The organism is Pseudomonas sp. GW821-FHT01C01, from assembly GCF_059422645.1.
Window position 1 is genome coordinate 142,721 of record NZ_JBWKXF010000002.1, and the last position, 21,439, is coordinate 164,159.

Genomic DNA, 21,439 nt, shown 5'->3' on the forward strand with positions numbered 1-21,439 from the left:
GTGGTCATCCGGTTACAGGCCCCCGAGACCTTTGCGTCAGACGGGTTCGCTCTTCTTCCAGTTATCCATCAACGTGTTTGAGGGGAGCGACTCGTCCAGGAGCTTCTGTGCAGTGATCACCCCCGCAATCGGCAACCCCTCAGGGTTCAATAGGCCAATCTGGACCAGCACGCTCGCTTGGTCCCAGTAGATGTGCTCGTGGTAGAGCTTGTCACCTCGGAATCTAACTACTCCCAGCATGGGAATTTCGACATATTTGCCTGTAGGGGCCACATTAGGGATCAACCAATCGATCTCCGTGGTGTGGGTAAAGCACATGATAAACTCATCGACAATCTGAAGTGCGCCCACTGTTCGCGACAGAGGAATCAGTTTCATATCCGGTGGGTTTCCGTGAACAAAGTGGTGCTGGTAGAAGCGGCTTAGCTCTTTGCTTCCGACCCCACCGGTCATCGTTGGGATGTGGTTGACGTAAGGCTCAGCCACCATAGTCGCCATAGTCGCCGGAACGTCTCGCGTGTCGAACTCGTGCTTAACGTGCTCGTCCCACAAATCAGAAAGGTTGAAGTAAGGGCCTATCTCACGCTTCAATGCGGCGATAGTTCTCTCGTGCGCCATGAGTGCAGCAGGTTTGTCAAAGTGGACACTGCCAGCGCGAGCAAATGCGTGATCGACATTTGGATAGGTGTAGATTTCTGCACATTTGTTGCCCTTTAGCGCCGCATTAATTTTCGAGCGCGCCTCTGTGCCACAATATGCATCGTTTTCGGCAAAGTGCAGAACCAGTCGACCGGTAACTTCGCCCACTTCGTCGAGATACTCTTCGATTCCCATGCCGTAATACCCGACCGAGCAAGCTGCACGGGTACGTGTAGCTGTCAGGTAGGCTAGCTTACCGCCCATACAGAATCCCACATAGCCGAGGCCGTCGCCTTCGACTTGATCCAAGGATTCTAATTTGGCAAGGCTTGCAGCAATATCACGAACAGCCAGATCTACATCCATACGCTGGAAGAGGTCGATTGCTTTAGTGAAATCTTCTTCCGTGTAACCCAGGTCCACATCTCGCTCCAATCTCCAAAAAAGATCTGGCACTAGCGCGACATAGCCCTCTTCGGCGTAGAGGTCAGCGACTGCACGCATGTTAGCGTTGACACCGAAAATTTCTTGGCCAAGAACAACCCCAGGCCCCTTTCCGCTAGCGGGTACGGCGAGATAACCGCGAAACGATTGTTCTTTATCCAGGGTTTGGATGCCGATGAATTCGCCCATTATTTGTGCTCCTCTGAATTTAACTATTCGGAATCGGAATGACGCTGGAACCAGACGCGGGGCGATAGCCCTCTGTCCGGGCCAAGGATTGAAAATCCCCCATCGACTGGCACGTCCACACCAGTCATCCAAGAAGCTCCGGCGGTGCATAGAAACGCAACAACGTTGCCCACCTCTTCACCGCGTCCTATCCGACCGAGTGGGTGGAAATCCGCGCCCACGCGATCCGCAAGTTCGATGTCGTTATTTGTCAGGCCTGCGACGGCGGGGGACCAAGTCCAGGCAGGGGAAACGCTGAGAACACGGGTGCCTCTATCGGCCAAACTCACTGCGAAATTTTTGGTTAGCTGAAGCATTGCTGCTTTCGAGGCGGGGTAGAGCGCTCGGCCTGCTGCACCGAATTTGCCACCGGTACTCGTGATGTTCACAATGGTGCTTCCAGGCCTTAAAAAGGGAGACACTTTCTGCACAAACATTGCCGCAGATATCACGTTTACATTTAAGCTTTTGTGCCAGTTTTCGCGAGATGATTCGATACCGTGATCGATATAGATACAAGCGTTGTTGATAAGAATGTCAATTCTACCAAATTCATTGATCGTATTATCGATACACGTGTCAATGTTTTCATCGTTTTCGACATCGCACTCAGTGTAAGAAGCACATGGCCCGAGTTGTTCGCAAAGTTCACGGCCAACAACCGCATTCCGACCCACAAGCATTACTTCGGCGCCTTGTGATAGCATGACCTTGGCAATATCGAGACCAAGTCCTTGAGTGCTCCCAGTTATAATTGCAACTTTTCCTGCAAGGCTCATTATTGCACCTCAATCAATTGGCGGACGCTGGAGATTTTGGCGATCAAACTCATGCTTTTAAGAGATGCTTCATGGGTTGCGGGATCAGCAGCCGAACATGCGTCAGAGGGAACCACTACGTTGTATCCACAATCCACAGCGTGCCTTACTGTACTCTCTACAACTGAGTGAGTTGCTACACCTGCAATAATTAGCGTGCGAGCGCCAAGCATGTGCAAGAGTGCCTCCGCATGCGTACCATAAAAAGCATTGATACGCTTGTGAGTGATTACAAACTCCTTCCCATTTTCGTGCGGGCTTAGACAGTCCAAGAACTCAGCGCCCCATGATCCATCTATTACTGCACCTATCTTTTTTACGTTCTCCAAGATCGGGGCGTTGGCAATCAGGTCGGAATAATTACCACGATATGCAACCCGCGCGTGGATGATAGGCCAGCCGTTGTTACGAGCAACGCGTAGCAATTCGGTCGCAGCTGAAATCAGATTCGCGCGCCCCTCTCCATCAGTGTCTAGACCTACCTTGATTCGCCCATCCGCATGGAGGACGTCATTCTGGTAATGGAGAGCAATTACGACTGGCCGATCCATCAAACGAATACCTCCAGATTAGCGAATACGTCGTTGCAATTGACTAGGTCGACTCGCTTAAGCTTGATCTTCCAGCCATCAACCTTGTTGCCGATAAGTTTGTAGGTATAACGTCCGGCTAGTTGACGCTGGTCGAGACGCCATTCGGTGGCTTGGAAAGAGGCACTTACGACAAGGAAGTCGTCTGCATCCAAGCCTTCGATGCACACGTTACCTACCAGGTGAGCCGTTTGAGTCTGTGGCTGCTGTGACCAATTGCGAGCATTTTCCACCCGACGTATGCGAGTTTCACGCAGCATGCGGTTCTCCCAAAAGAGGGAGATGTGATCAAACGGGTTCACCTGATTGTGCTTTTGAGGTACCCAGTACATTCCGTCATCGGTGAATAGTTTATCCCACTCCCAAAACTTCCAACTGTCTAGAAGTCGAGCTTCCTTAAAGATAAACCGCTCGATCGAACGCAGGGTTTCTTCATCAACAACTGTAGCTGTCAGGTCGTCGGTTTTTACGTTGAAAGAGCGGTCAAGCAACATTATTGCTCTCCTTGGCGATGATGGTTCCAGTCATAAACTTCTTCCAGGCAGCAAACTGATTACGCATTGGAAGCTCACTTGTTCCATTGGTTGATACCGCACCATCTTCGAGAACTTTATCTGTGCCGACATAACGGTGCATGCTGATCCAGCTACCCCCTCTGGTCATGTTGCCTTCTTGGCAGCGTGCATAAACTTCAACGTCATCTGGCATCACGTTGGAAGAAGGGGAGTTGATGACGTTCGCGTAAGTAAGTGCACGGTCGAACACTACATCGGGTGCACCTTTGCAGCGGAAAGTCTGTATTTCGACCATGGTCTTATCGACCGAGACGGGACGAATAACCCGGAATTGCATGAATACGGTATGAGGCGAACCACTCCCGTAAATCACGGTGTTATGACGATTCATACCCATGATTTCACGAGCCCGATCTGCCCCGTATGCTTCACTCAGGCATTCGAAATGCGCACGAGATACTTCGTCCCGCTCAGCGGCGCCCGGATCGAAAATCGCTTCCATGTAGCCGTGGCCGTTGTGGTAAGCGCGAAGCTCCAATTTTTCCCAGAAGTCGTAGGGCTCGCCATTGCCGTCCATGATTAGGAGTTCGAACGGCATTTCGCCAATCGCCTCGGCTTCCTCACGCGCAGCATCAACGGATGACTCATGGGTTACACGAGCATGCATGGTGTCATGGAGGTTTTCGTAGAAAACTTTCCAGTTGGAGCGTTGCTGTACTCGAAAAATCCCACCGGCAACTTCAAGCTCACCGACAGGGGAGCGGTCGCACATGTTGTCAATTGACGTCACGACACCGCCGAGGAAAGTCTTAAGATCTTCGCCGTACGAAGCCTGGCTCGCGAATACAAAGCCGCGATAGCTATCAACCCGAGCCACGCTGACCATGGAGAAATCAGGGTGCTTAGGGTCATAGCAAGTTCCTTCGAATCCGCTCTTCAACGGGGCCGACAAGTGCGAGCCATCCAGCTTGAATGTCCAAGCATGGTAGGGGCAGCGGAAGAATTTGCCGACGTTGCCGTCACCGTCCGCGACTAATTTTGCCCCTTTGTGCGGGCAGCGGTTGTAGTGAACGTTCACCTGTCCATTGGGTGCACGGACCATTACAACATCTTGATCGCCAATACGAGTGGTGTGGTAATCACCAGGGTTTTTGACCTGGCTTTCGTGGCCCACATAAATCCATGCGTGGCCATAAATTCGCTCCATTTCAAGTTGAAAAAGAACAGGATCGGTATAGACACTCTTATGCACACTATCTTCTCGAATCAAATCCGAGATTTGTTCATTCGTAGGAATCATTGTTCTCTCCGTTGCTTATTAGAGGTCAAGTACCAACTTGGCAGTTTTGGCACGAGAAACACATGTACAGAAGGCGCCGCTGGATCGCTCGCGATCAGTTAGGCATATGTCACGGTGATCGGCTTCACCATCAATGATTTGACTCACACATACACCACAGTCGCCGCGTCGGCAGTCAAACATCGGATCTAAACCTGCTTCAATCATCACATCCAGCAGGTTCTGGCCCGCATTAACTGCCAGTATCACGCCACTTGCGCGAAGCTCCACCTCAAATGCTTGATCACCTTCCTCTTCAAGGGATCCGGCGAAAAGTTCGTAGTGGACGTGTTCTTCGAGCCAGCCGAGCTCCCGAGCTATTTGGATCACAGAGGTGATCATCTCTGTTGGGCCGCATATGTATAGATGAGTTCGTGCACCGGGGTTGGCTAAAACCGTTGATGCGGGAAAACGTTTAGTAACATCTCCGCCGCTGATCCAACACCGACTTTTGTCGAAACACTTAACTTCGTCTAAGTAAGCCATGTCCACTGCATCACGGCCTGCGTAATGCAGGGTGAAGTCTTTTCCGGACTCCGTCAACGCACGACCCATGCTCAACATTGGTGTGATGCCAATACCTCCTGCAATGAGCAGGTAGTGCTCAGCGTCCTCTATTAGAGGGAAGTGGTTACGAGGTGGGTCGACCTCAATAACTTGGCCCTCTGTGAGGCTGTGCACCCACTTTGAACCACCAGTACTCTTGTCATCGAGCTGTACCGCAATTTCATAGTGGTTATGCGCCAACAAATTCACGATTGAATATGCGCGTTTCTGCTTCCGCTCACCAGGAATATGCAGCTCTAGATGCGCACCTGGGGTGAATTCAGGCAGCTTTTCCCCATCTTTAGCTGTAAGCACCAGTCGCCGAATGCGGGGAGTAAGAGCTTCAATTTTTTCTACTTTTAATGATAATTTGGACATAGGAAACCTGCGCATATAACAAGCGATCATTAAACTTAACTGGTAGTCCGGTCCCAGTGATTATTTTTAACGATGTTTCTAAATTTGTGAAAGCATCAGCAAATAAGCCAAGGCCTAAAATAGATTAGGTATTGCTTTCGGTGAACTTTTCAAAATACATCCGGACTGACGTAAGTTTTTTATCCAGGTGCCATTTCTTTATGGACTCTACCATTGGGGGAGGGCCGCACATGTACATGTCAAATGGTGTGTCAGACGTTTCGTACGGCAGGAGATGCTCAGGAATGAACCCCTTTTTCCCCGGCCACTTCTCATCCGCATCGCTAAGAACCGGTGTGAAATCGAAATGTCTAATTTTTTTCTTGTATGCCTCGATGCGAGGTACTTCGCACAAGTCTTGTTCGGTCCGAACGCCATAGAAGAGGTGGATCGGGAAACCTGAGCCGCCTTTCTCCGCCAACTGATCGAGCATGCCCAGAAAAGCGGAAAGGCCTGTTCCGCCTGCGGCCATTATCAGCGGACGGTCAATATGCCTCAGATAAAAGGCTCCCAATGGCGCCTCCATCTTGATCGTATCGCCAACTTTGCAACGATCTCGCATATAGTCTGTCATCACGCCACTGGGCAAGAGGCGTACCAAAAACTCAAGAGTCCGACTTCCAGGTGCACAGGCAAATGAATAGGAGCGGCTGTGCTCGGTATGCGGAACTTGAATCCGCGCATACTGGCCCGGCAGATAATTCAAAGGAGCTGCGTTGGCCCCTATTTCGACCTTCAGTATCGCAGTGCTCTCAGATACCTGAATCACTTCAGTGACGGTAGTTGTTACTTCAGCTGTTCCTTGGCTTCCACAGAGGGTCGAGTCGAAATCAAAGTAGAATGACGCGTCAGACTGCACTCTCGTCTGGCAGGACAGTACCTTACGCTCTGCCAGATCCTGCTCCGAAAGAGCCTCCTCATCCACATAATCTTGAGTGTAACTACCCGATTCGCAACGGCCTTGGCAGGTCGCGCAAACCCCTTCGCGGCAATCCAAGGGGATCTTGATTCCACTCTTGAGTGCAGCATCTAACAAAATTTCGTTAGGCTGGACCGGGCAAAACAGGGTCTTGCCGTCAGCGAAGTTCAACGCAACCTTGTACATGACTTAACCTTTCTGCGACTCAAATGTGGTAGAAATCCAGCACCGAATTGATCGTGTCATTCAGTAGCACGGTATGTTTCTTTGAAATCAACCAACTATCACCATGAGGTCGAAGTGTGTAAGTGGCTCGTCCAAAAAACTGTTCAGCGGTGGACTGGCGGTAATACAAAGTTTGCCAATTCACACGTACTTCGAGGTCGCCACCTTCCAATGGGTGGATCCGCACGTTATTAATCTGATGCAAAGTTCTGGGCATTGGTGTCGCAGAGGCAGCTTTGCCCGTGCGAATACGGAAAACACGGTCTTCCAGGCCCCCGCGATTCGGATAGTAGATCAGGGACATTCCGCGCTTTGGGTCTGTGGTGTAAACATGTTCAGAGTCCCACTGCGGCAGATGGAATACGCTGTCCTCACTGAACAGTGCCAAATATCCATCCCAATCTTGGGCATCGCAAAGCTCTGCTTTTTTGAACAAAAATTGTTCGATCTGGTGCTGAAGTTCGAAGTTCATCTGCTTATACCTCTTTCAGTTTCAGGGCTTCGGCATCGGCCGCTTTACGCGCGAGACCGTCAAGCAGAAACTTCTGCCAGTTTCCATGCTGGTTGACGTACAGGCCTTCGTGTGTGAATTCGGCACCAATCATGGCGGGTGAAATCCCGATGGTCTCAGTGTTTTTAGTCGGACCAGTTGTCCACTTGTCACGACCTCGAGAAATGTCACTCCATCGCTCAAGACGGGCTTGGAATCCGCGCTGGGCTTCACGAAACTCTACAAGGTCGTCCGGCGTGCCCATTCCGGAAACGTTGAAGAAGTCTTCGAATTGGCGGATGCGATTTTCGCGGTCGGCATCGGACTCTCCTACCACGCCTAGGCAAAAACTGTTGATTTCCGTCTTGTCCCAAGCGATTGGACGGATGATCCGCAACTGCGAACTGATTTGATCCAGGAAAAACATGCTTGGGTAAACGTTCAGGTTCCTCAGGCGGTGCATCATCCATTCAGCTTTGTCTTGGCCGTACTCCTCGACCAAACGAGGCATGATGGTGGCGTAACCCGGGCGAACCTCCGGATTTGGCATGTCGCTAAACAGGACGCTATGCCCGTTCTCGAAGGCGAACCAGCCATCGTCAGTTTCGGTATCGCCAGCCCCCAACTTGCTGTAATCAAGGGTGTCGCCGGAGTCAATGCCTTTGGAAGCGTTAACCTGCTGCCGATGCTGCACGGTGGACACATAATTGTAGTGGACGGTACTTACGTGATAGCCATCGAGGCCGTTCTCGTTTTGCAACTTCCAGTTACCATCGTAGGTGTACGCCGACTTGCCAGGAAGGACCTCCAGTTCACCCGTAGGAGATTGGGCAACCATCATGTCGAAGAATACTTTTGCGTCGCCCAAGTAATCTTCAAGCGAGTCCGTGCCCTGTACGTTAAGGCTAACGAATACGAAACCCTTATAGCTTTCAATGCGCGCCTTCTTCAAACCGCGAGTTGCTTTGTCGAAGTCTTCGCCGTATTCAGTCGGGGCTTTTACTTTTACGAGCCTCCCATCGCTTTTGTAGCACCAAGCGTGGAATGGGCAGGTAAAGGTGGACTGGTTTCCTTTCCCGACACGAGTCAAAGTAGTACCGCGATGTTGACAGGCATTTATTAATGCATTCAACGTGCCTTCGCCATCACGGGTGATAATTAGTGGTTGGCGTCCCGCACGCATTGTAACGAAGTCATGCTTGTTTGCGATTTCGCTTTCATGGCATGCGTAAATCCAGTTATTTTCGAAGATTAATTCCATCTCCAGGTCGAAAAGCTCTGGCTCTGTAAACATATCTCGAGCAACGCGGTAGATGCCTTCTTCACTCCGGAAGTCTAAGCAACTTTCGATATATTCTTGCCACTGGCTAATATCACGCATACGGCTCATAGGTAGATCCTCAATCGTGCGGCTATGCAGGGTTCCCATTAGAAGGGGACAGCAGCGATTGGTCTATCCGGTTTGTAGATGACTTAAATCCACTAATTGTGATCGATAAAATTGGTGGTTTTATACATTCATATGCCGTCGAATTGCACAAGGATGATAATCATTATTGGTTATCGCAGTGCTACTTATTGAGTAGATTGGTGTCAATAATTAACAACATTGCCAATGTCGCTCGGTAACAAGTGGTGCAATAAATCGGCTTTTATGCACTGAAATCGTGCGTAAAGTGTTACTGCGCGAAGGGTAATTGGCTTTGAGCATGGGTATTATCCATTTAGTCGGATAGGGATGTCCGGATAGGTAGATTTTCGGCATGGTCTGCTCTGTGGCATACGTCTTGCTTTCCTCCGGGTACGCGCCGAAGAGCGCACGTCATCCATAATCGTGGAGCCTTGCTAATGACTCAGTCTCATGTCGTTACCCATAGTGATATCCGAATCAACAGCTATGACATGGCAGGAGCCCGAGCATGGATGGAGGAAGTATGCGGTCCCCACAGTCTTCAGAGCGCCCAGCCTGATCGGGTGTCTTTTCGGCATAGTGCGAGAGTCTTTCGGTCGTATGCGACAACGCTGGGCACCATGGAATACGGGGCTGACGTCCGAATCGGAGTCGAAGGATCCGAGCATCTGGACAGCTACAGTTTAAGTTTGCCTATTGTTGGCGAGCAGGAGCTGCTTTATCTGGGAAACCGTATCCACTCGAATAGGAGCATTGGTGTCATCGTCTCGCCCTTTCACAGCCAGGAGCTATCCATGGCAGGTGATTGCAAAAAACTCTCTGTGGTTATCCCACGCGTAACCATGAGGTTGGCTCTCGAAGAAATCCTAAAGCGCCCGGTTGAAATCCCTATCAATTTTGATCCCGTGATGGACGGACAGGCTGGTGCCAGTGCCTCTTGGTGGCGCCTGATAGGGCACTTCGTCTCGGAACAGGAGGCCGGAGGAGCTGTATTCGATCAAACGCTATTTTCCAGAGATATTGAAGCGTCTCTCGTCCGAGGGCTAATTTTGGCTCAAAAGAATAACTACACCGATGAAATCCAGGAGTGTTTGATCGGTAAGCTACCAAGCTATTTGTTGAAGGCTAAAGACTTCATTCACTCCAATGCGCAGGAAGATATTCGGCTAGAGGATATTGAGCTTGCGGCAGGAGTTTCGAGGTTTAAGCTTTTCGATGGGTTTAGAAAGCATATGGGCATGTCCCCTATGGCCTATCTAAAAAAGCTACGCCTATCTGAAGTGCGTAAGCAGTTACTAAAGGGGGGGAGGGGTATAAATATTTCAACTGTGGCAACTGAGTGGGGGTTTAATCATTTGGGCCGGTTCGCAAGTGAGTATAAAAAACTTTTCAACGAAATCCCAAGTGCGACAATGCATCGAAATGATAATAGTCGTGCGCATATGTGACAGTTTCGTATTTTGATCGCGTGCCCTTAATGCGTTTTGTAATTTTTAGGATGGCCTGGCTGATTACTAATCCCGGGCCATTTTTTTTGTGATTTTTTTTGGTTTCTCACTGCTAAAATATTAATTGACACAAGTGTGCTGCAGGAGTGATCCGTATTTGTTGGCTTGATGCAAATTTTTTGGATCATTTTGCTAAGTTTTAGGATTGCCCCGATGGACAGTATCATGTGGAATAGATCTGCGCGGTAGTATGAGTTGGAGGAGGGACTTTCATGCGGCTTCCAATGTTCTATACTCTCGTGATATGACAGTATAAAAAGGCCGACGCTTACTTTCTTTGGTTAGCCGAAGCTAGGTGCGTTTTTATCTATGGGTGCGAGATTAATAATGTCTACTAACGATAAAGATCCAGAACAAAAAACACCTTTGCAACTGAGCCGGCGTAGCACTTTGTTGGGTATCGCTCTGGGTGCAACAACGTTAGCGGCCTCTTCTCTGGTGCGTGCAGCCGCATCAGACAATAGTAAAACCAGTCAGCATAAAGGTGCTTATGATGTGATCATCATTGGTGCTGGTATGGCGGGCTCAACGGCCGCTCGCGAATTGGGGGCTCAAGGGAAAAAATGTTTGGTATTGGAAGCTCGTAATCGCCTCGGTGGTCGTACCTGGACGGCTGATATTTTCGGTCAGCAGTCCGAAGTTGGTGGCCAATGGGTCCATTGGTACCAGCCTCACGTTTGGGCTGAATTGAAGCGGTATGGACTCGAAATTGATGAGACGCCAGGCGCGAACCCTACCTATGGCACCGTACTCATCAACAATGAGCTGAAAAACGTTGACCCGGCTGACTCCTTTGCCATGCTTGACAAAGGCATGAAGGTTTTCTGCGGCGACCTGATCAATGCGTTTCCACGTCCCTATGATCCAAATTTCGATTTGAGCTTCTTGAAACACGACGATATCTCCATCGCTCAGCGTCTGAAGCAGATCGATCTGGATATCACTACCCATACCATTCTTGAATCCTTCTTTGCCACGGCAGTAAGTGGCAGCCTGGAAACTGCGGGAATGTTGGATCAGATTCACTGGTACGCCCGCGCTGACAATGACATGGGCAGGCTTCTGCGGGCTTGCACTCAGTACTACATCAAGTCAGGTACATCTTCGCTTATCAATAGCATGCTGAATGAGAGCAAAGCGGACGTACGTAAAAGCATGCCTGTCCGTAAAGTCGAGCAGAATGCGAGCGGAGTCACGGTAACTACTCAAAGCGGAGAGGTTTTCAAGGCCAGTGCTTGCGTGGTGGCTATGCCGATGAATTGCTGGAATGACATCGAATGGTCACCTGCATTGCTGCCAGGCAAGGTTGCCGCGAGCAAAGAGCGCCATGTAGGTGCCGGCTTCAAGCTGAAGATCAAAGTCAAAGGAAACAAGGGCGCCTACCAAAGTCTGGCCGGGGTAGGGCACCCGGTAAACATGGTGTACACCGACCATTTCTATGACGATCACACAACACTTTTCTGCATGGGATACCCGACTCCTGGCTTTGACTACAACAACAAAGATCTCGTGCTCAAGGAGGTAGAGAAGCTCCTGCCTGACGCCGAAGTTCTGGATACGTTCGCTTATGATTGGACCAATGACCCTTACTCCAAAGGCAGCTGGTGTGACTATAAGGTAGGGATGTGGAGCAAATACGGAGCTGACATGCGCAAGACCGAGGGTCGAATCGTTTTTGCAGGTTCAGACGTTGCGGATGGATGGCGTGGTTTCATCGACGGGGCCATCGAAACAGGGCTCCGCGCTGGTCGAGTCACCTCCGAGTTACTTGCTAGCAAAGCTTGATTAAGGACACTTTTAGGACAGTCGTGATCGCGCTACTTCCTTGCAGCGCGATTGCTAGTCACCAGAACTGTGACCCTGTGCAAGTCGAGCGAAGCTGGAGTCAATGCTCTGTCTGTCATTCGGTAGCTAAGGGAGATGACAAGTTCGGTCCAAATCTCCATGGAGTTTTGGGGCGGATGTCGGGATCCCTTCTGGGATATGTATTTTCTACAGCAATGACGCAGAGCCGCCTAAAATGGACGCCTAGCACGATTGACCTGTTTTTGACTGATCCACAGTCCTTGGTTCCTGGCAATGGTATGCCCTATGGTCCGGTATCGGACCCCGGTACGCGTGCTGCAATAATTTGCAAACTCGCGAATTCTAATAATTAGCCTCTGGCTGCAGAAGGGATTAAAAAATGAATCCAGCTCTCACTCATTTCACGCGAAATCGTTTTTTATTGCTGCTAAATATTTTGGCAGTATTCCTTTGTTTCAACACTGTCTACCTAGCCATCCAAGCAGGCAGTTTTGAGTACGAAGCCACGGGTAACATTGTTGGCCAACTCGATGTTGGTGTCGCCGGTTCACCGAATCTCAAGTGGATGATGCTCAGCGACATGTTTGGCTTCTATCTTTTCAGCATACCCTCAGGTTTGTATCTCTGGTTTGCGCTCAGAGAAGACCGACCTTATCTGCTATCAGTCTCCACGGTCGCAGGTATCCTCTTCGCACTAGTGGGTGCCATCGGCGCGGCTATCCTTTCTGTTGTCTGGCCGGTCCTGACCGTTTTGCACGCGACGACCAACGATCCCGCTACTCAACTGATTACCCAGGAAACTTTCCGGATCCTGACTATGGCTGTTCAGGACGGTATGTGGGGTCGATTGGAGTTCTTCTTGTCGGGCGTATGGTATCTCGGTCTTTCGATAATTTTGTGGCGGCACAAAAAAGCTTTTTCAGTTGTGGTGTTCCTCAATGCTGTTTGCGCCTTAGTTTCGAGCTTCGGGAAAGTGCTTGATATGGGCGAGTTAGCTGGTTTAGCACTCACAGGCGTAACTTATGCCACGCCGCTGTTCTACATTTGGCTTGGTGTTATAGCCTGGCGTGGTCCCGTCGCAAATGTAGCGAAGAAATCGGAAGCAGTAAGTTCGAATGGCGTTGCACATGGCTCTTGATGCGTAGTCAAGAACTTGCATCAAAGTTCGTGAGTGGATATCAGGGAGCCTAGTTTCAGTAGGACGCCATAACAAATGTTTTTTGAATACAAGAGTCGCAATGTGGCGACTCTTGATAAATGGGTTTAATCTTACTTCTTTGGTGGCAGTGCCTTCAGCTATCGAAGGCACTTTTTTTGGTGCGAGTCATCACTATGTTAAAGTATGAACCCAATTTGTCGTTTCTTCTCCAAGAGCGGCTCTACTTTCGAGGCTAATTGTTGATTGTTCTGAGTTATATCCCGTGATTGGATGAGGCTTTATTCTCGTCTATATTTATTAAATAATGGTTCAGGTTAAAGGTGGATGAAATGGGTGTCATGGATTGGAAGCATTGGATCGTAATATTGGTAGTTGTGGTTTTGGTCTTCGGCACGAAGAAACTTAAAGGGTTGGGTGCCGATGTTGGTGAAACGATTAAGGGTTTTCGAAAGGCGATGAATGATGATGACACTACCCCTGAAAAAACCCAGGCTCAACCATCAATCAGAGCTCAGTCGCATCAGACAACTAGTACTTCGAGCTATCAGAATGCTGAGACTTCTATCCGCGCCGCTACAGAGTGATTGGTAGTTGATTTTTACGCGTGAGATTGGAGCACTGCTGTCGCACTAACAAGGATTGCACCGGACAAAGGCTCATGCCTAACCATTAACTTCCTGCAAGAGGCAGGTTTGGCGGTAACTCTTTCTAGGCGACGTCTTTATCTGATAAAGCAAACACTGCTTGATCATATCCGAGCAGATTGCAAAGTACTTCAACGATGATTTGATGATCTTGACGGTCAGGCAGGCCCGAAACAGTCACGCTGCCGATAACCCCTGCTCTTTGAATAATGATTGGGAAACCCCCACCACAGCTGGCGAAATCCGTAGGGGAGATATGGTAGCGCTGCAGAATGTCTTGCTGCTCAATAGCGAGCTGGTGGGCGACTCGATAAGTGCTGCAGAGGAAGCGTTGCACGGTGTTCGTTTTTCGCCGTACCCAGTCGTGATTATCCGAAGTCGCCCCGGGCCTGGCCGCAAAAAATAATGCACGGTCGAATCGTCTTATGTCGATCACAATAGGCAATTCCTCAATTACTGCCCGTTCGTGCAGCAGCGAGCCTAGCTGCCACGCCGTGTTTTCATCGAAACCGCTGAACTGGAGCGCTTCTTCCTGTCGAACCAATAATGCGAGTTCTTCCTTCAAATTCATTGTAGTACCTCCATCAGTACAGGGGAGTCCAATGGGTTGGATCGCCTTTGGTTTCAGGATGTAACTCCCTCCATTAACGTCCAATGTCGCGCCATTCAGCGAGGCCAGCGATTTACGCAAAACAAATGCTAGGAGCTCTGCGACTTCTTCAGGTTCTGCCATTTCACCGATTGGAAAATCAGCGACAGCTGCCGGCTTACCATGGGAGACGAAGCTCTTTGGCGGAGGGCCTCGCAGGACATGCCGATAGCACACTCAAAGGCTATCTGGCGCTTTTTCAGGACATTAATGCTTGTGATTTGAGGTCAGTAACAGCCTTTAAGTCTACAAGTGATATATGTTCCGCCACTCTTAGAGCCTGCGCTGCAATCGTTAGCGAGGGATTCACTGCGGCAGAAGTTGGCATGAAGCTGGCGTCGACGACAAACAGGTTCTGGTGGTCGTATGAGCGGCAGTAGATGTCCAGCGGCGCGCTAGCAGAATCACTGCCCATTCGGATGGTTCCGCACTGATGCGAAGGCGTGCGTTTATCAAACGGGCGCGTGAGAACAATAGGGAATCCCGCCTCTTTGAGAACTTTTTTGAACGTGTTGACGAGGGTTAGGTGGGCATTCCAGTTGGTACGCTCCCAGGTAAGAACAGTGCGATCGCCTTCAACGGTCACCCGGTTGGTGGGCGAGGGGAGATCCTCACTCATTGCGTAAAAGTCCACGCAGTGACGGCTGAATTTATTCAGTATCCATTCCGGGACAAGCGGCATGCTTCCTTTCAGAATCGCACCGGAAATCCTGCCTAAGAGCTGAATATTCCCCAAGGGATATCCACCATTGCTGTCGGAAAGGTAGAAATCGTCAATTCCAAATGATTTCTGATAGACCGAGCTGTTCACGAAGCTCGGGCTAAAACCGATCACAGCTGAAGCATTATGATTCATAAAATTTCGGCCGACTTGGTCAGAGCTATTTGCAAGACCTGCAGGGTGATTGCCATCCGCTGACCTCAGGAGCAAAGCAGCCGACTGAACTGCTCCGGCGCTAAGGATGACCAGTTTGGCTTTCATCTGATGAACAGCGCCATCCTTTCGATATTCAACAGCAGTGATAGGGCCATTTTTTGTACATGTCTTCAGTGCAACGACAGCTGCCCCCGTTATAAGGCTGACGTTTTCGTACCCGAGCGCAGTATTGAGTGCAGCAGTTTCAGCATCCATTTTCCCCTCGTTGCTATGAGGGTGGGCATCCCATGGGGTGGCCCGATTTGCTATCCAGCGATCAATGTCTACACCGAGGGGCAACGAATAGGGGTGAAGCCCCTTGGCTGACAGCCGGCTCCGAATTTCAGAGATAGATGGCTCATCTGGTACAGCCGGATAATCATATGGGCGCGAGTGGAACGGCTCGGTTGGATTCTGGTGAAGCGCTCCCCGAACTTTGTAGAGTGATTCTGCGCGGCTATACCAGGGCTCCAACTCCTCATAACTGAACGGCCACGCAGGAGATACCCCCTCCTGATGTTCCATTTCCTCAAAGTCTTCTTTTCGGTACCTGGCTAACACGGCGCCGTAGAACTTCGAGTTACCACCCACGTTGTAGTAGTTGGCAGGACTGAATGCTTTGCCGTTCTCCTCGTACCAAACCTCTTTTGGGCGGAAGAATTGCTTCTGGAAAATAGCTCGTTGGTCTATCTGCTCAGGACAGTTATTCAGGTGTTCGCCAGCCTCGAGGATTGTGATACGTGCACCAGAGGGGGCAAGTCCGGCTGCTACTGTCGCCCCTCCTATGCCAGATCCGATGATGATGATATCAGGGCACTCTTTCATGTTGCCTCCGACGGTTCAGCAGTGAACTACAGGAGTGGCTCGGCCAGACTGTGCTGCCTGGACGACCGCTATACCGGTGGCCAATGACCAAATGCCGTCGTGCCCTGTCGCTGCAGGTTGCGCGCGCCCGGCAACAGCCTCGCCGAATTGGCGGAACCCGGACTCATAAAGATTCACATGCTCCAGAATCATCTTGCGAGTGCCTTGAGCGTTAATCAGCGACACTTCACCCACTGGCTGTTGAGTCATCACATTACGAGCTACCAAGGTTCCCTCGGTGCCAATGATTTCCAGTCCGGTATCTGCGTGCTTAGCGGTGAATGAGTCATGAAATTGAGCGATCAAGCCAGACTTGAAGCGCATGACACCCATGACAGAATCGGCTAACCCTGTTTTGCTCAGGACGCCCGTTTGAGTAAAGGCCGTGACCTCTAAAGGATCATCATTCAGGATGTAGCGTAAGGTATCCGCATCATGAACAGTGATGTCCAGGATGACCCCACCACCTTCGGCTCCTTCGGCGATCCGCCAGCCTTGCAAGTGAGGTGGAAGAGATACTGCGTGAAACACTCGTGCTGCCAGCGGTTTACCGATCAGGCCACTTTGGACGGCTTGCCGCATGGCGGTATGACTAGCTGCATTGCGCAGGTGGTGATTGGTAGCAAAAACCAATCCAGCATCTTGCGCCGCTTTAACCATCTCTTGTGCGTCTTCAAGGCTTAGCGCCAAAGGTTTCTCGCACATCACGTGCTTGCCTGCACGTATTGCGAGCAACGCTTGCTCTTTATGGAGGTGATTTTTTGTGGAGATATATACCGAGTCCACATCGGGATTCTCAAGCAGTGCATTGATGTCACTGCTGTATTGAACGATTTCGTTGCTTTGTGCAAATTCCTTCGCTCGCTGATCGTCAGCGCTGACGACTGCAATCACATCATCTCCGACAGCGCGGATAGCCGAAATCACCCATTCTTTGGCGATGGTGCTTGCACCGATTAGTCCCCATTTCATCGTTTATTCCTCTTGTAGTTGTTAAATGTGATCTTGAGAGATTCAGCGTACAGCTCGACGGGTGTAACAGCCGTACAAGGCAATGGCGGTGTAGCAGATGGCAGGAACAACCAGTGAGAAGGAGAGACTGGTCATGTCGGCAGTCAAGCCTGTTAGCGGCGGCACGATGGCACCTCCAACAATGGCGCAGCAGATCAGTCCTGAACCTTCAGCGGCGCGTGAGCCCAGGCCCTCGGATGCAAGAGCGAAAATCGTGGGAAACATGACGGAGTTGAAAAGGCCGATGGCAAGGATCGCCCAACCTGCGGTAGAGCCATTGGAGTTAGCGGCGACAGTGATCAGGGCAATTACCACAGCTGCGGCGGCTGCGAGGATCTTGCCAGGGGCAAAGTGACGAAGAAGCGCGGCACCAATGAAGCGACCAACCATGGCGCCGCCCCAGTAATAAGCAACGTGTTTGCCTGCTAGTTCTGCATCGAAACCGAAGGTCGATTCTTGCATCAGGAAGTTAGTGAGCAGACTTCCGATTGCAACTTCCGCACCCACATAAAAGAAAAGGCAGGCAGCTCCGAATGCGAAACGAGGTTGCTTGAGAAGGTTCAAGGCTGCAAGCGGGTTGGAATGTTGAGGGCTTGTGCTCGCCGGAATCTGCTTGCGTTGATGCCAGACAATCATCGCTACGATGAAAAGGGCAATGGCAATGCCAGCGTAAGTGCTGCTGATTACTTCTGCTTCTTTGGCCAAGAACTCAGAAAGCGCCGCTGGAGATAATGCGGAAGCGTCCACTTCGTTGAGAGTGCCCAGGATCAAGATAGCGCCCAAATATGGAGCGACTGTGGTACCCAGCGAGTTGAATGCGTGAGCAAACGTGACTCTACTGTGCGCAGTCTTCGCAGGCCCGAGCAGGCTAATAAGCGGGTTCGAGACAACCTGTACCACAGTCACGCCAATTGCCAGAATAAACAACGCACCCAGAAAGGCGCCGAAGATGCCAGCCTGGGTCGCAGGGATAAATAGCAAGCAACCTGCTGCCATCGTGAGTAACCCGACAAAAGCAGCCCGCATATAACCAATCTTGGCTATCAGCAGTCCGGCAGGGATTGACGCAATAAAATAGGCAAGAAAGAAGGACGACTGTACTAGCATCGCCTCGGCATAACTTAGGCTAAAAAGACTTTTAAGTTTTGGGATCAATACATCGTTTAAACTGGTGATGCTTCCAAATATGAAAAATAGGCAAAAAACGAAAAAGCTAAGTCTTTGTACATTGCTATTGGCAAAAGTTTGAGACTCTTTCTTTGCTATATATACGCCTTGCATAATATCCACTCCCTATATTTTCTTGTAGTAGGAAAGGAATTTTCGGTTGTGCGTAGTCTCGAGCTCTGAACGTTCAGAGACCGTGGAGCACTTCCAATGTGAATTTTTTGTAACGATCGTACGCAGATTCTGCTTATGTAGGATCTGACAATTTGTCCGACTGGTGGGATAGATTGAACTCTTTGCATCGCGGCGGATTAACCATTTGATTACCTATTGATAGTTATTATTTTTACAAACTGGTGAGGTTCAGGATGCCTCGAATCCGATGAATTGAGGAGTGTCGTAACAGGCGTTGAGTGATACGATTGTGGCGTCTGTACCGATTGAATGGGTGGGATAGGATCGTCATGAAGCCGAGTTTTGAGAAGGTTCCCAGTGAGGCCAACGCCTCATGGACGATGCTGAACAGGCGCTTGCCTGACGAGATTCCGTTTGAGTGGCATCATCATCCCGAGTACGAGTTGACCCTGACCCTTAACAGCCGAGGGCATCGCTACATCGGTAGTGATGTGCAGCTATACGACGATTGTGATCTGACCCTCGTTGGCCCAAACGTGCCACACAGCTGGTGTTCTCGCGAGCTTATCGATACCGGGAAGCCCCATGTTGCATTGGTTATCTGGTTTTCGGAGGCGTGGGCAACGTCGCTGGTTACCCTGTTTCCGGAGATGGGTCAGATTCGCACCTTGCTTTCGGCTGCCCAGTGCGCGGTGTCATTCAGTAGTGAAATAGCTCGTGAGCTACGTCCTAAAATTGAAGACATGGTCTATCAGGACGAATCGCAGCGCCTGGTTTCTCTGTTGGATATCCTCATTAAACTGACTCAGGACACTGCGGCTCAACGCATCATTCCACCAGAGCCCGCGTTCGTGCCTGAAATTATTTACGAGGACGCACGCATTCACCGCGTTTTAGACTATATACACGCGAATTTTGCCTCCGCGCTGATGATCCCAGATCTTGCTGAGATGGCTTGCGTTAGCGTTTCTGCTTTTCACCGTATGTTCAAGCGTCATACGCGCAGCACTGCTTTTGACTATATCGCCAAATTAAGAATCGGCCGAGCCTGCGCGCTGTTGATGGAAAGTGGGACTGTGATTTCCTTGATCTCCGAGGAAGTTGGATATCCCTCGGTCGCTTTGTTCAATCGACAGTTCAAGGCTCTAAAGGGTATGACGCCGACTGAATTTCGGCGTCAGCACGGCCATCATTTCAAGTGAACCCCACATCTTGACGTAAACTCGCGTGAGGGGTTTATAAGAAGATGTGCCACATCTATGACTGACATAGAGGCGCGTCTAGCTGCTTCTATACCTTGGGGGCTGTCTTCGAATACCAAGCATCGTTCAGGGGCTATTCCAAGAAATTTAGCCGCGGCAAGAAATAGATCAGGTTCAGGTTTAGGAACGCCCACATCGTCGATAGTGATGAGTTTATCGAAGTGTTTCGTGAGGTTGAGCGTATCTAGAGAACTGGTAACGATTTCACGTGATCCACCCGAAGCTACGGCCATAGGCAGCTTGCCAGCGAATCGCCTGACAATCTCGGTTACTGCTGCTATCTCTTGGAGGTTGGCTGTCAGGTGATCCAGGTAGCAGCGTCTCATGGTTCCGACAACATTTTCGCGATCAAGAACGACACGATGTTCATGTTCGAATTGATCCATCAGGACGTGTTCAGAAAGACCATTACGGGCTTCGTACCAGCCCACATCCATGATTATTCCAGACAGCGCAAACCCGGCAGTCCAGGCCACTGAGTAAACGGGACAACTGTTTACCAATGTTCCGTCACAATCAAAAATCAGGGCGTCAGCCCCTGCAAGCATTTCTTCCAAGGCCGTCATCGAGATAATTTCCGTGTGCATTGCAACATCAACTCAGCGTTTAGGGAGCTTGGCTCCGCACGTGTCTCGTACAATTAGCTTTGGCTTGAGTAAAAATCTCATAGGAGGCGCATCGGGGTTCTTCAATCTGGCTAAAAGCATCTCACTCGCCACCTCGCCAAGGTGTTCAGGCTCCAGCGCCAGTGTCGTAAGGGGAGGGCTGCAATAGGCTGATGCGGCTACACCATCACTGCCGATTATCGCGATGTCCCGACCTGCACGAAGCCCGCGATTGTTCAGTTCGCTCAGCGCGCCTGTGGCGATGAGATCGTTGTAACAAATCACCCCGGTTGGACGGTGCTGCTGATCCAACAAGCGGCTCATTCCGTCCTTGCCCCCGGCCAAACTGATGGGTGTTTCGATCATCCAGTCGGTGTTTGGAGTAATCCCATTCTTCTCCAGGCAATCGCTGTAGCCCTTCAATCTTTCCATGCTCACCGAATAGGTGCTGTTTCGACCGATGAAGGCGATGTCTTTATGCCCAAGGTCGATCAGATGCTGTGTCGCAATCTGTATGCCGAGGTAGTTATCGCAACCTACAAAGTCAGTGTCGTCTCCACCCAGCGCACGCATGACGGTCACAAAAGGCAAGCCCCATTGCCTAAGTGAGGTCACCAGCTCGATAGGTGTCTCGAACGTCGGGCAAATGATCAGCCCGGCAGCCTTGTGTTCACGCATTGATGCAAGCACTTGGCGTTGAACATTCTGATCTTCGGCTGTGTGGGCGAGGAGGGTGATGTAGTTCGATTCCAGCATTTTGCGCTCAGCGCCAATCAGTAACTCAACGAAAAATGAGTTGCTCAGGTCGTTGACCACCATACCGATAACGTTGCTGACACCCTGTCGAAGGTTTGCAGCGCTACGATTGTAGACGTACCCCAATTGTTCGGCGGCAGCTCGCACTTTTTCTGCGGTCGCAGGACGTATCAAGGGGCTGTTATTCAGCACAAGTGACACCGTGGATTTGGATACTCCGCTCACCCTGGCGATGTCGTTTATGGTGGCCTTCTCTTCAGGCAAATGATGATCGGTCAACGTAAAAATCTCGGTTGGAGGCGGAAGTCGACCGAAGCCGGAACGTTCCAAATTACCCTTTTTTGCGGTCGGTCGGCTAGCCAGAACATCCTGAACA

At 50.4% G+C, this 21,439-nt stretch carries 20 protein-coding genes; 5 read left to right on the forward strand and 15 right to left on the reverse strand.

The annotated features are described in order from the left end of the window. Positions 1 to 36 precede the first annotated feature (36 nt). From AC07XF_RS02075 to antA, 9 genes are all read right to left on the reverse strand, one after another. On the reverse strand, positions 37 to 1,272 hold the full coding sequence (locus tag AC07XF_RS02075) for a dienelactone hydrolase family protein (RefSeq protein WP_495025206.1): 1,236 nt from the start codon (positions 1,270 to 1,272) through the stop codon (positions 37 to 39). A 23-nt stretch (positions 1,273 to 1,295) separates the two neighbouring features. Next, the gene (locus AC07XF_RS02080) at positions 1,296 to 2,090 is read right to left on the reverse strand and encodes an SDR family oxidoreductase (protein WP_495025207.1); all 795 of its coding nucleotides are present in this window, start codon (positions 2,088 to 2,090) and stop codon (positions 1,296 to 1,298) included. Beyond that, entirely contained in the window at positions 2,090 to 2,680 is a 591-nt protein-coding gene (locus AC07XF_RS02085; RefSeq protein ID WP_056854722.1) for a cysteine hydrolase family protein, read from the reverse strand. Before AC07XF_RS02085 ends, AC07XF_RS02080 begins: the two co-directional genes overlap by 1 nt. Next, entirely contained in the window at positions 2,680 to 3,213 is a 534-nt protein-coding gene (locus AC07XF_RS02090; protein WP_495025208.1) for an aromatic-ring-hydroxylating dioxygenase subunit beta, read from the reverse strand. Before AC07XF_RS02090 ends, AC07XF_RS02085 begins: the two co-directional genes overlap by 1 nt. After that, entirely contained in the window at positions 3,203 to 4,534 is a 1,332-nt protein-coding gene (locus tag AC07XF_RS02095) for an aromatic ring-hydroxylating dioxygenase subunit alpha (protein ID WP_495025209.1), read from the reverse strand. Before AC07XF_RS02095 ends, AC07XF_RS02090 begins: the two co-directional genes overlap by 11 nt. An 18-nt stretch (positions 4,535 to 4,552) precedes the next feature. After that, positions 4,553 to 5,497 carry a PDR/VanB family oxidoreductase gene (locus AC07XF_RS02100; RefSeq protein WP_495025210.1) on the reverse strand — a complete coding sequence of 315 codons (945 nt, stop codon included), beginning with the start codon at positions 5,495 to 5,497 and terminating at the stop codon, positions 4,553 to 4,555. Between the two features lie 124 nt (positions 5,498 to 5,621). Then, a complete protein-coding gene (gene antC / locus AC07XF_RS02105) occupies positions 5,622 to 6,641 on the reverse strand; it encodes an anthranilate 1,2-dioxygenase electron transfer component AntC (protein WP_495025211.1) in 1,020 nt (339 codons plus the stop codon). Positions 6,642 to 6,660: 19 nt separating this feature from the next. Continuing rightward, positions 6,661 to 7,152, reverse strand: coding sequence for an anthranilate 1,2-dioxygenase small subunit (gene antB / locus AC07XF_RS02110; protein ID WP_495025212.1), 492 nt, complete (start codon positions 7,150 to 7,152; stop codon positions 6,661 to 6,663). Positions 7,153 to 7,156: 4 nt separating this feature from the next. Further along, positions 7,157 to 8,560, reverse strand: a complete 1,404-nt coding sequence (antA, locus tag AC07XF_RS02115; RefSeq protein ID WP_495025213.1) for an anthranilate 1,2-dioxygenase large subunit — start codon at positions 8,558 to 8,560, stop codon at positions 7,157 to 7,159. A gap of 458 nt (positions 8,561 to 9,018) precedes the next feature. On the opposite strand from antA, the gene AC07XF_RS02120 reads away from it, so the two are divergent. The 4 genes from AC07XF_RS02120 (at position 9,019) to AC07XF_RS02135 (ending at position 13,638) form a co-directional block, all read left to right on the forward strand. Continuing rightward, a complete protein-coding gene (locus AC07XF_RS02120; RefSeq protein ID WP_495025214.1) occupies positions 9,019 to 10,029 on the forward strand; it encodes an AraC family transcriptional regulator in 1,011 nt (336 codons plus the stop codon). Positions 10,030 to 10,416: 387 nt separating this feature from the next. Then, the gene (locus tag AC07XF_RS02125; RefSeq protein ID WP_495025215.1) at positions 10,417 to 11,874 is read left to right on the forward strand and encodes a flavin monoamine oxidase family protein; all 1,458 of its coding nucleotides are present in this window, start codon (positions 10,417 to 10,419) and stop codon (positions 11,872 to 11,874) included. Positions 11,875 to 12,274: 400 nt separating this feature from the next. Next, positions 12,275 to 13,033: a hypothetical protein gene (locus tag AC07XF_RS02130; RefSeq protein WP_495025216.1), complete on the forward strand. Its 759-nt coding sequence runs from the start codon at positions 12,275 to 12,277 to the stop codon at positions 13,031 to 13,033. A 350-nt stretch (positions 13,034 to 13,383) separates the two neighbouring features. Further along, positions 13,384 to 13,638 carry a twin-arginine translocase TatA/TatE family subunit gene (locus AC07XF_RS02135; RefSeq protein WP_495025217.1) on the forward strand — a complete coding sequence of 85 codons (255 nt, stop codon included), beginning with the start codon at positions 13,384 to 13,386 and terminating at the stop codon, positions 13,636 to 13,638. 124 nt (positions 13,639 to 13,762) lie between these two features. Here the strand turns inward: AC07XF_RS02135 and AC07XF_RS02140 are convergent, their stop codons facing one another. The 4 genes from AC07XF_RS02140 to AC07XF_RS02155 form a co-directional block, all read right to left on the reverse strand. Next, positions 13,763 to 14,269: a heme-degrading domain-containing protein gene (locus AC07XF_RS02140; RefSeq protein WP_495025218.1), complete on the reverse strand. Its 507-nt coding sequence runs from the start codon at positions 14,267 to 14,269 to the stop codon at positions 13,763 to 13,765. 277 nt (positions 14,270 to 14,546) lie between these two features. Beyond that, the gene (locus AC07XF_RS02145) at positions 14,547 to 16,088 is read right to left on the reverse strand and encodes a GMC oxidoreductase (protein WP_495025219.1); all 1,542 of its coding nucleotides are present in this window, start codon (positions 16,086 to 16,088) and stop codon (positions 14,547 to 14,549) included. Positions 16,089 to 16,103: 15 nt separating this feature from the next. Beyond that, positions 16,104 to 17,099 carry a Gfo/Idh/MocA family protein gene (locus AC07XF_RS02150; protein ID WP_495025220.1) on the reverse strand — a complete coding sequence of 332 codons (996 nt, stop codon included), beginning with the start codon at positions 17,097 to 17,099 and terminating at the stop codon, positions 16,104 to 16,106. Between the two features lie 42 nt (positions 17,100 to 17,141). Then, positions 17,142 to 18,419 carry a sugar MFS transporter gene (locus AC07XF_RS02155; protein ID WP_495025221.1) on the reverse strand — a complete coding sequence of 426 codons (1,278 nt, stop codon included), beginning with the start codon at positions 18,417 to 18,419 and terminating at the stop codon, positions 17,142 to 17,144. 350 nt (positions 18,420 to 18,769) lie between these two features. Here AC07XF_RS02155 and AC07XF_RS02160 point away from each other — a divergent pair, with 350 nt between their 5' ends. Further along, positions 18,770 to 19,642: a helix-turn-helix domain-containing protein gene (locus tag AC07XF_RS02160; RefSeq protein ID WP_056854708.1), complete on the forward strand. Its 873-nt coding sequence runs from the start codon at positions 18,770 to 18,772 to the stop codon at positions 19,640 to 19,642. Here AC07XF_RS02160 and AC07XF_RS02165 read toward each other — a convergent pair. Together AC07XF_RS02165 and AC07XF_RS02170 are read right to left on the reverse strand one after the other, a co-directional pair. Next, complete coding sequence (locus AC07XF_RS02165) at positions 19,630 to 20,268, reverse strand: HAD family hydrolase (protein ID WP_495025222.1); 639 nt, start codon at positions 20,266 to 20,268, stop codon at positions 19,630 to 19,632. The two genes, AC07XF_RS02160 and AC07XF_RS02165, sit on opposite strands and share 13 nt — an antisense overlap. 33 nt (positions 20,269 to 20,301) lie before the next feature. Next, positions 20,302 to 21,393 (reverse strand): LacI family DNA-binding transcriptional regulator, encoded by a 1,092-nt coding sequence (locus AC07XF_RS02170; protein ID WP_495025223.1) that lies wholly within the window; start codon positions 21,391 to 21,393, stop codon positions 20,302 to 20,304. Positions 21,394 to 21,439: the final 46 nt, after the last annotated feature.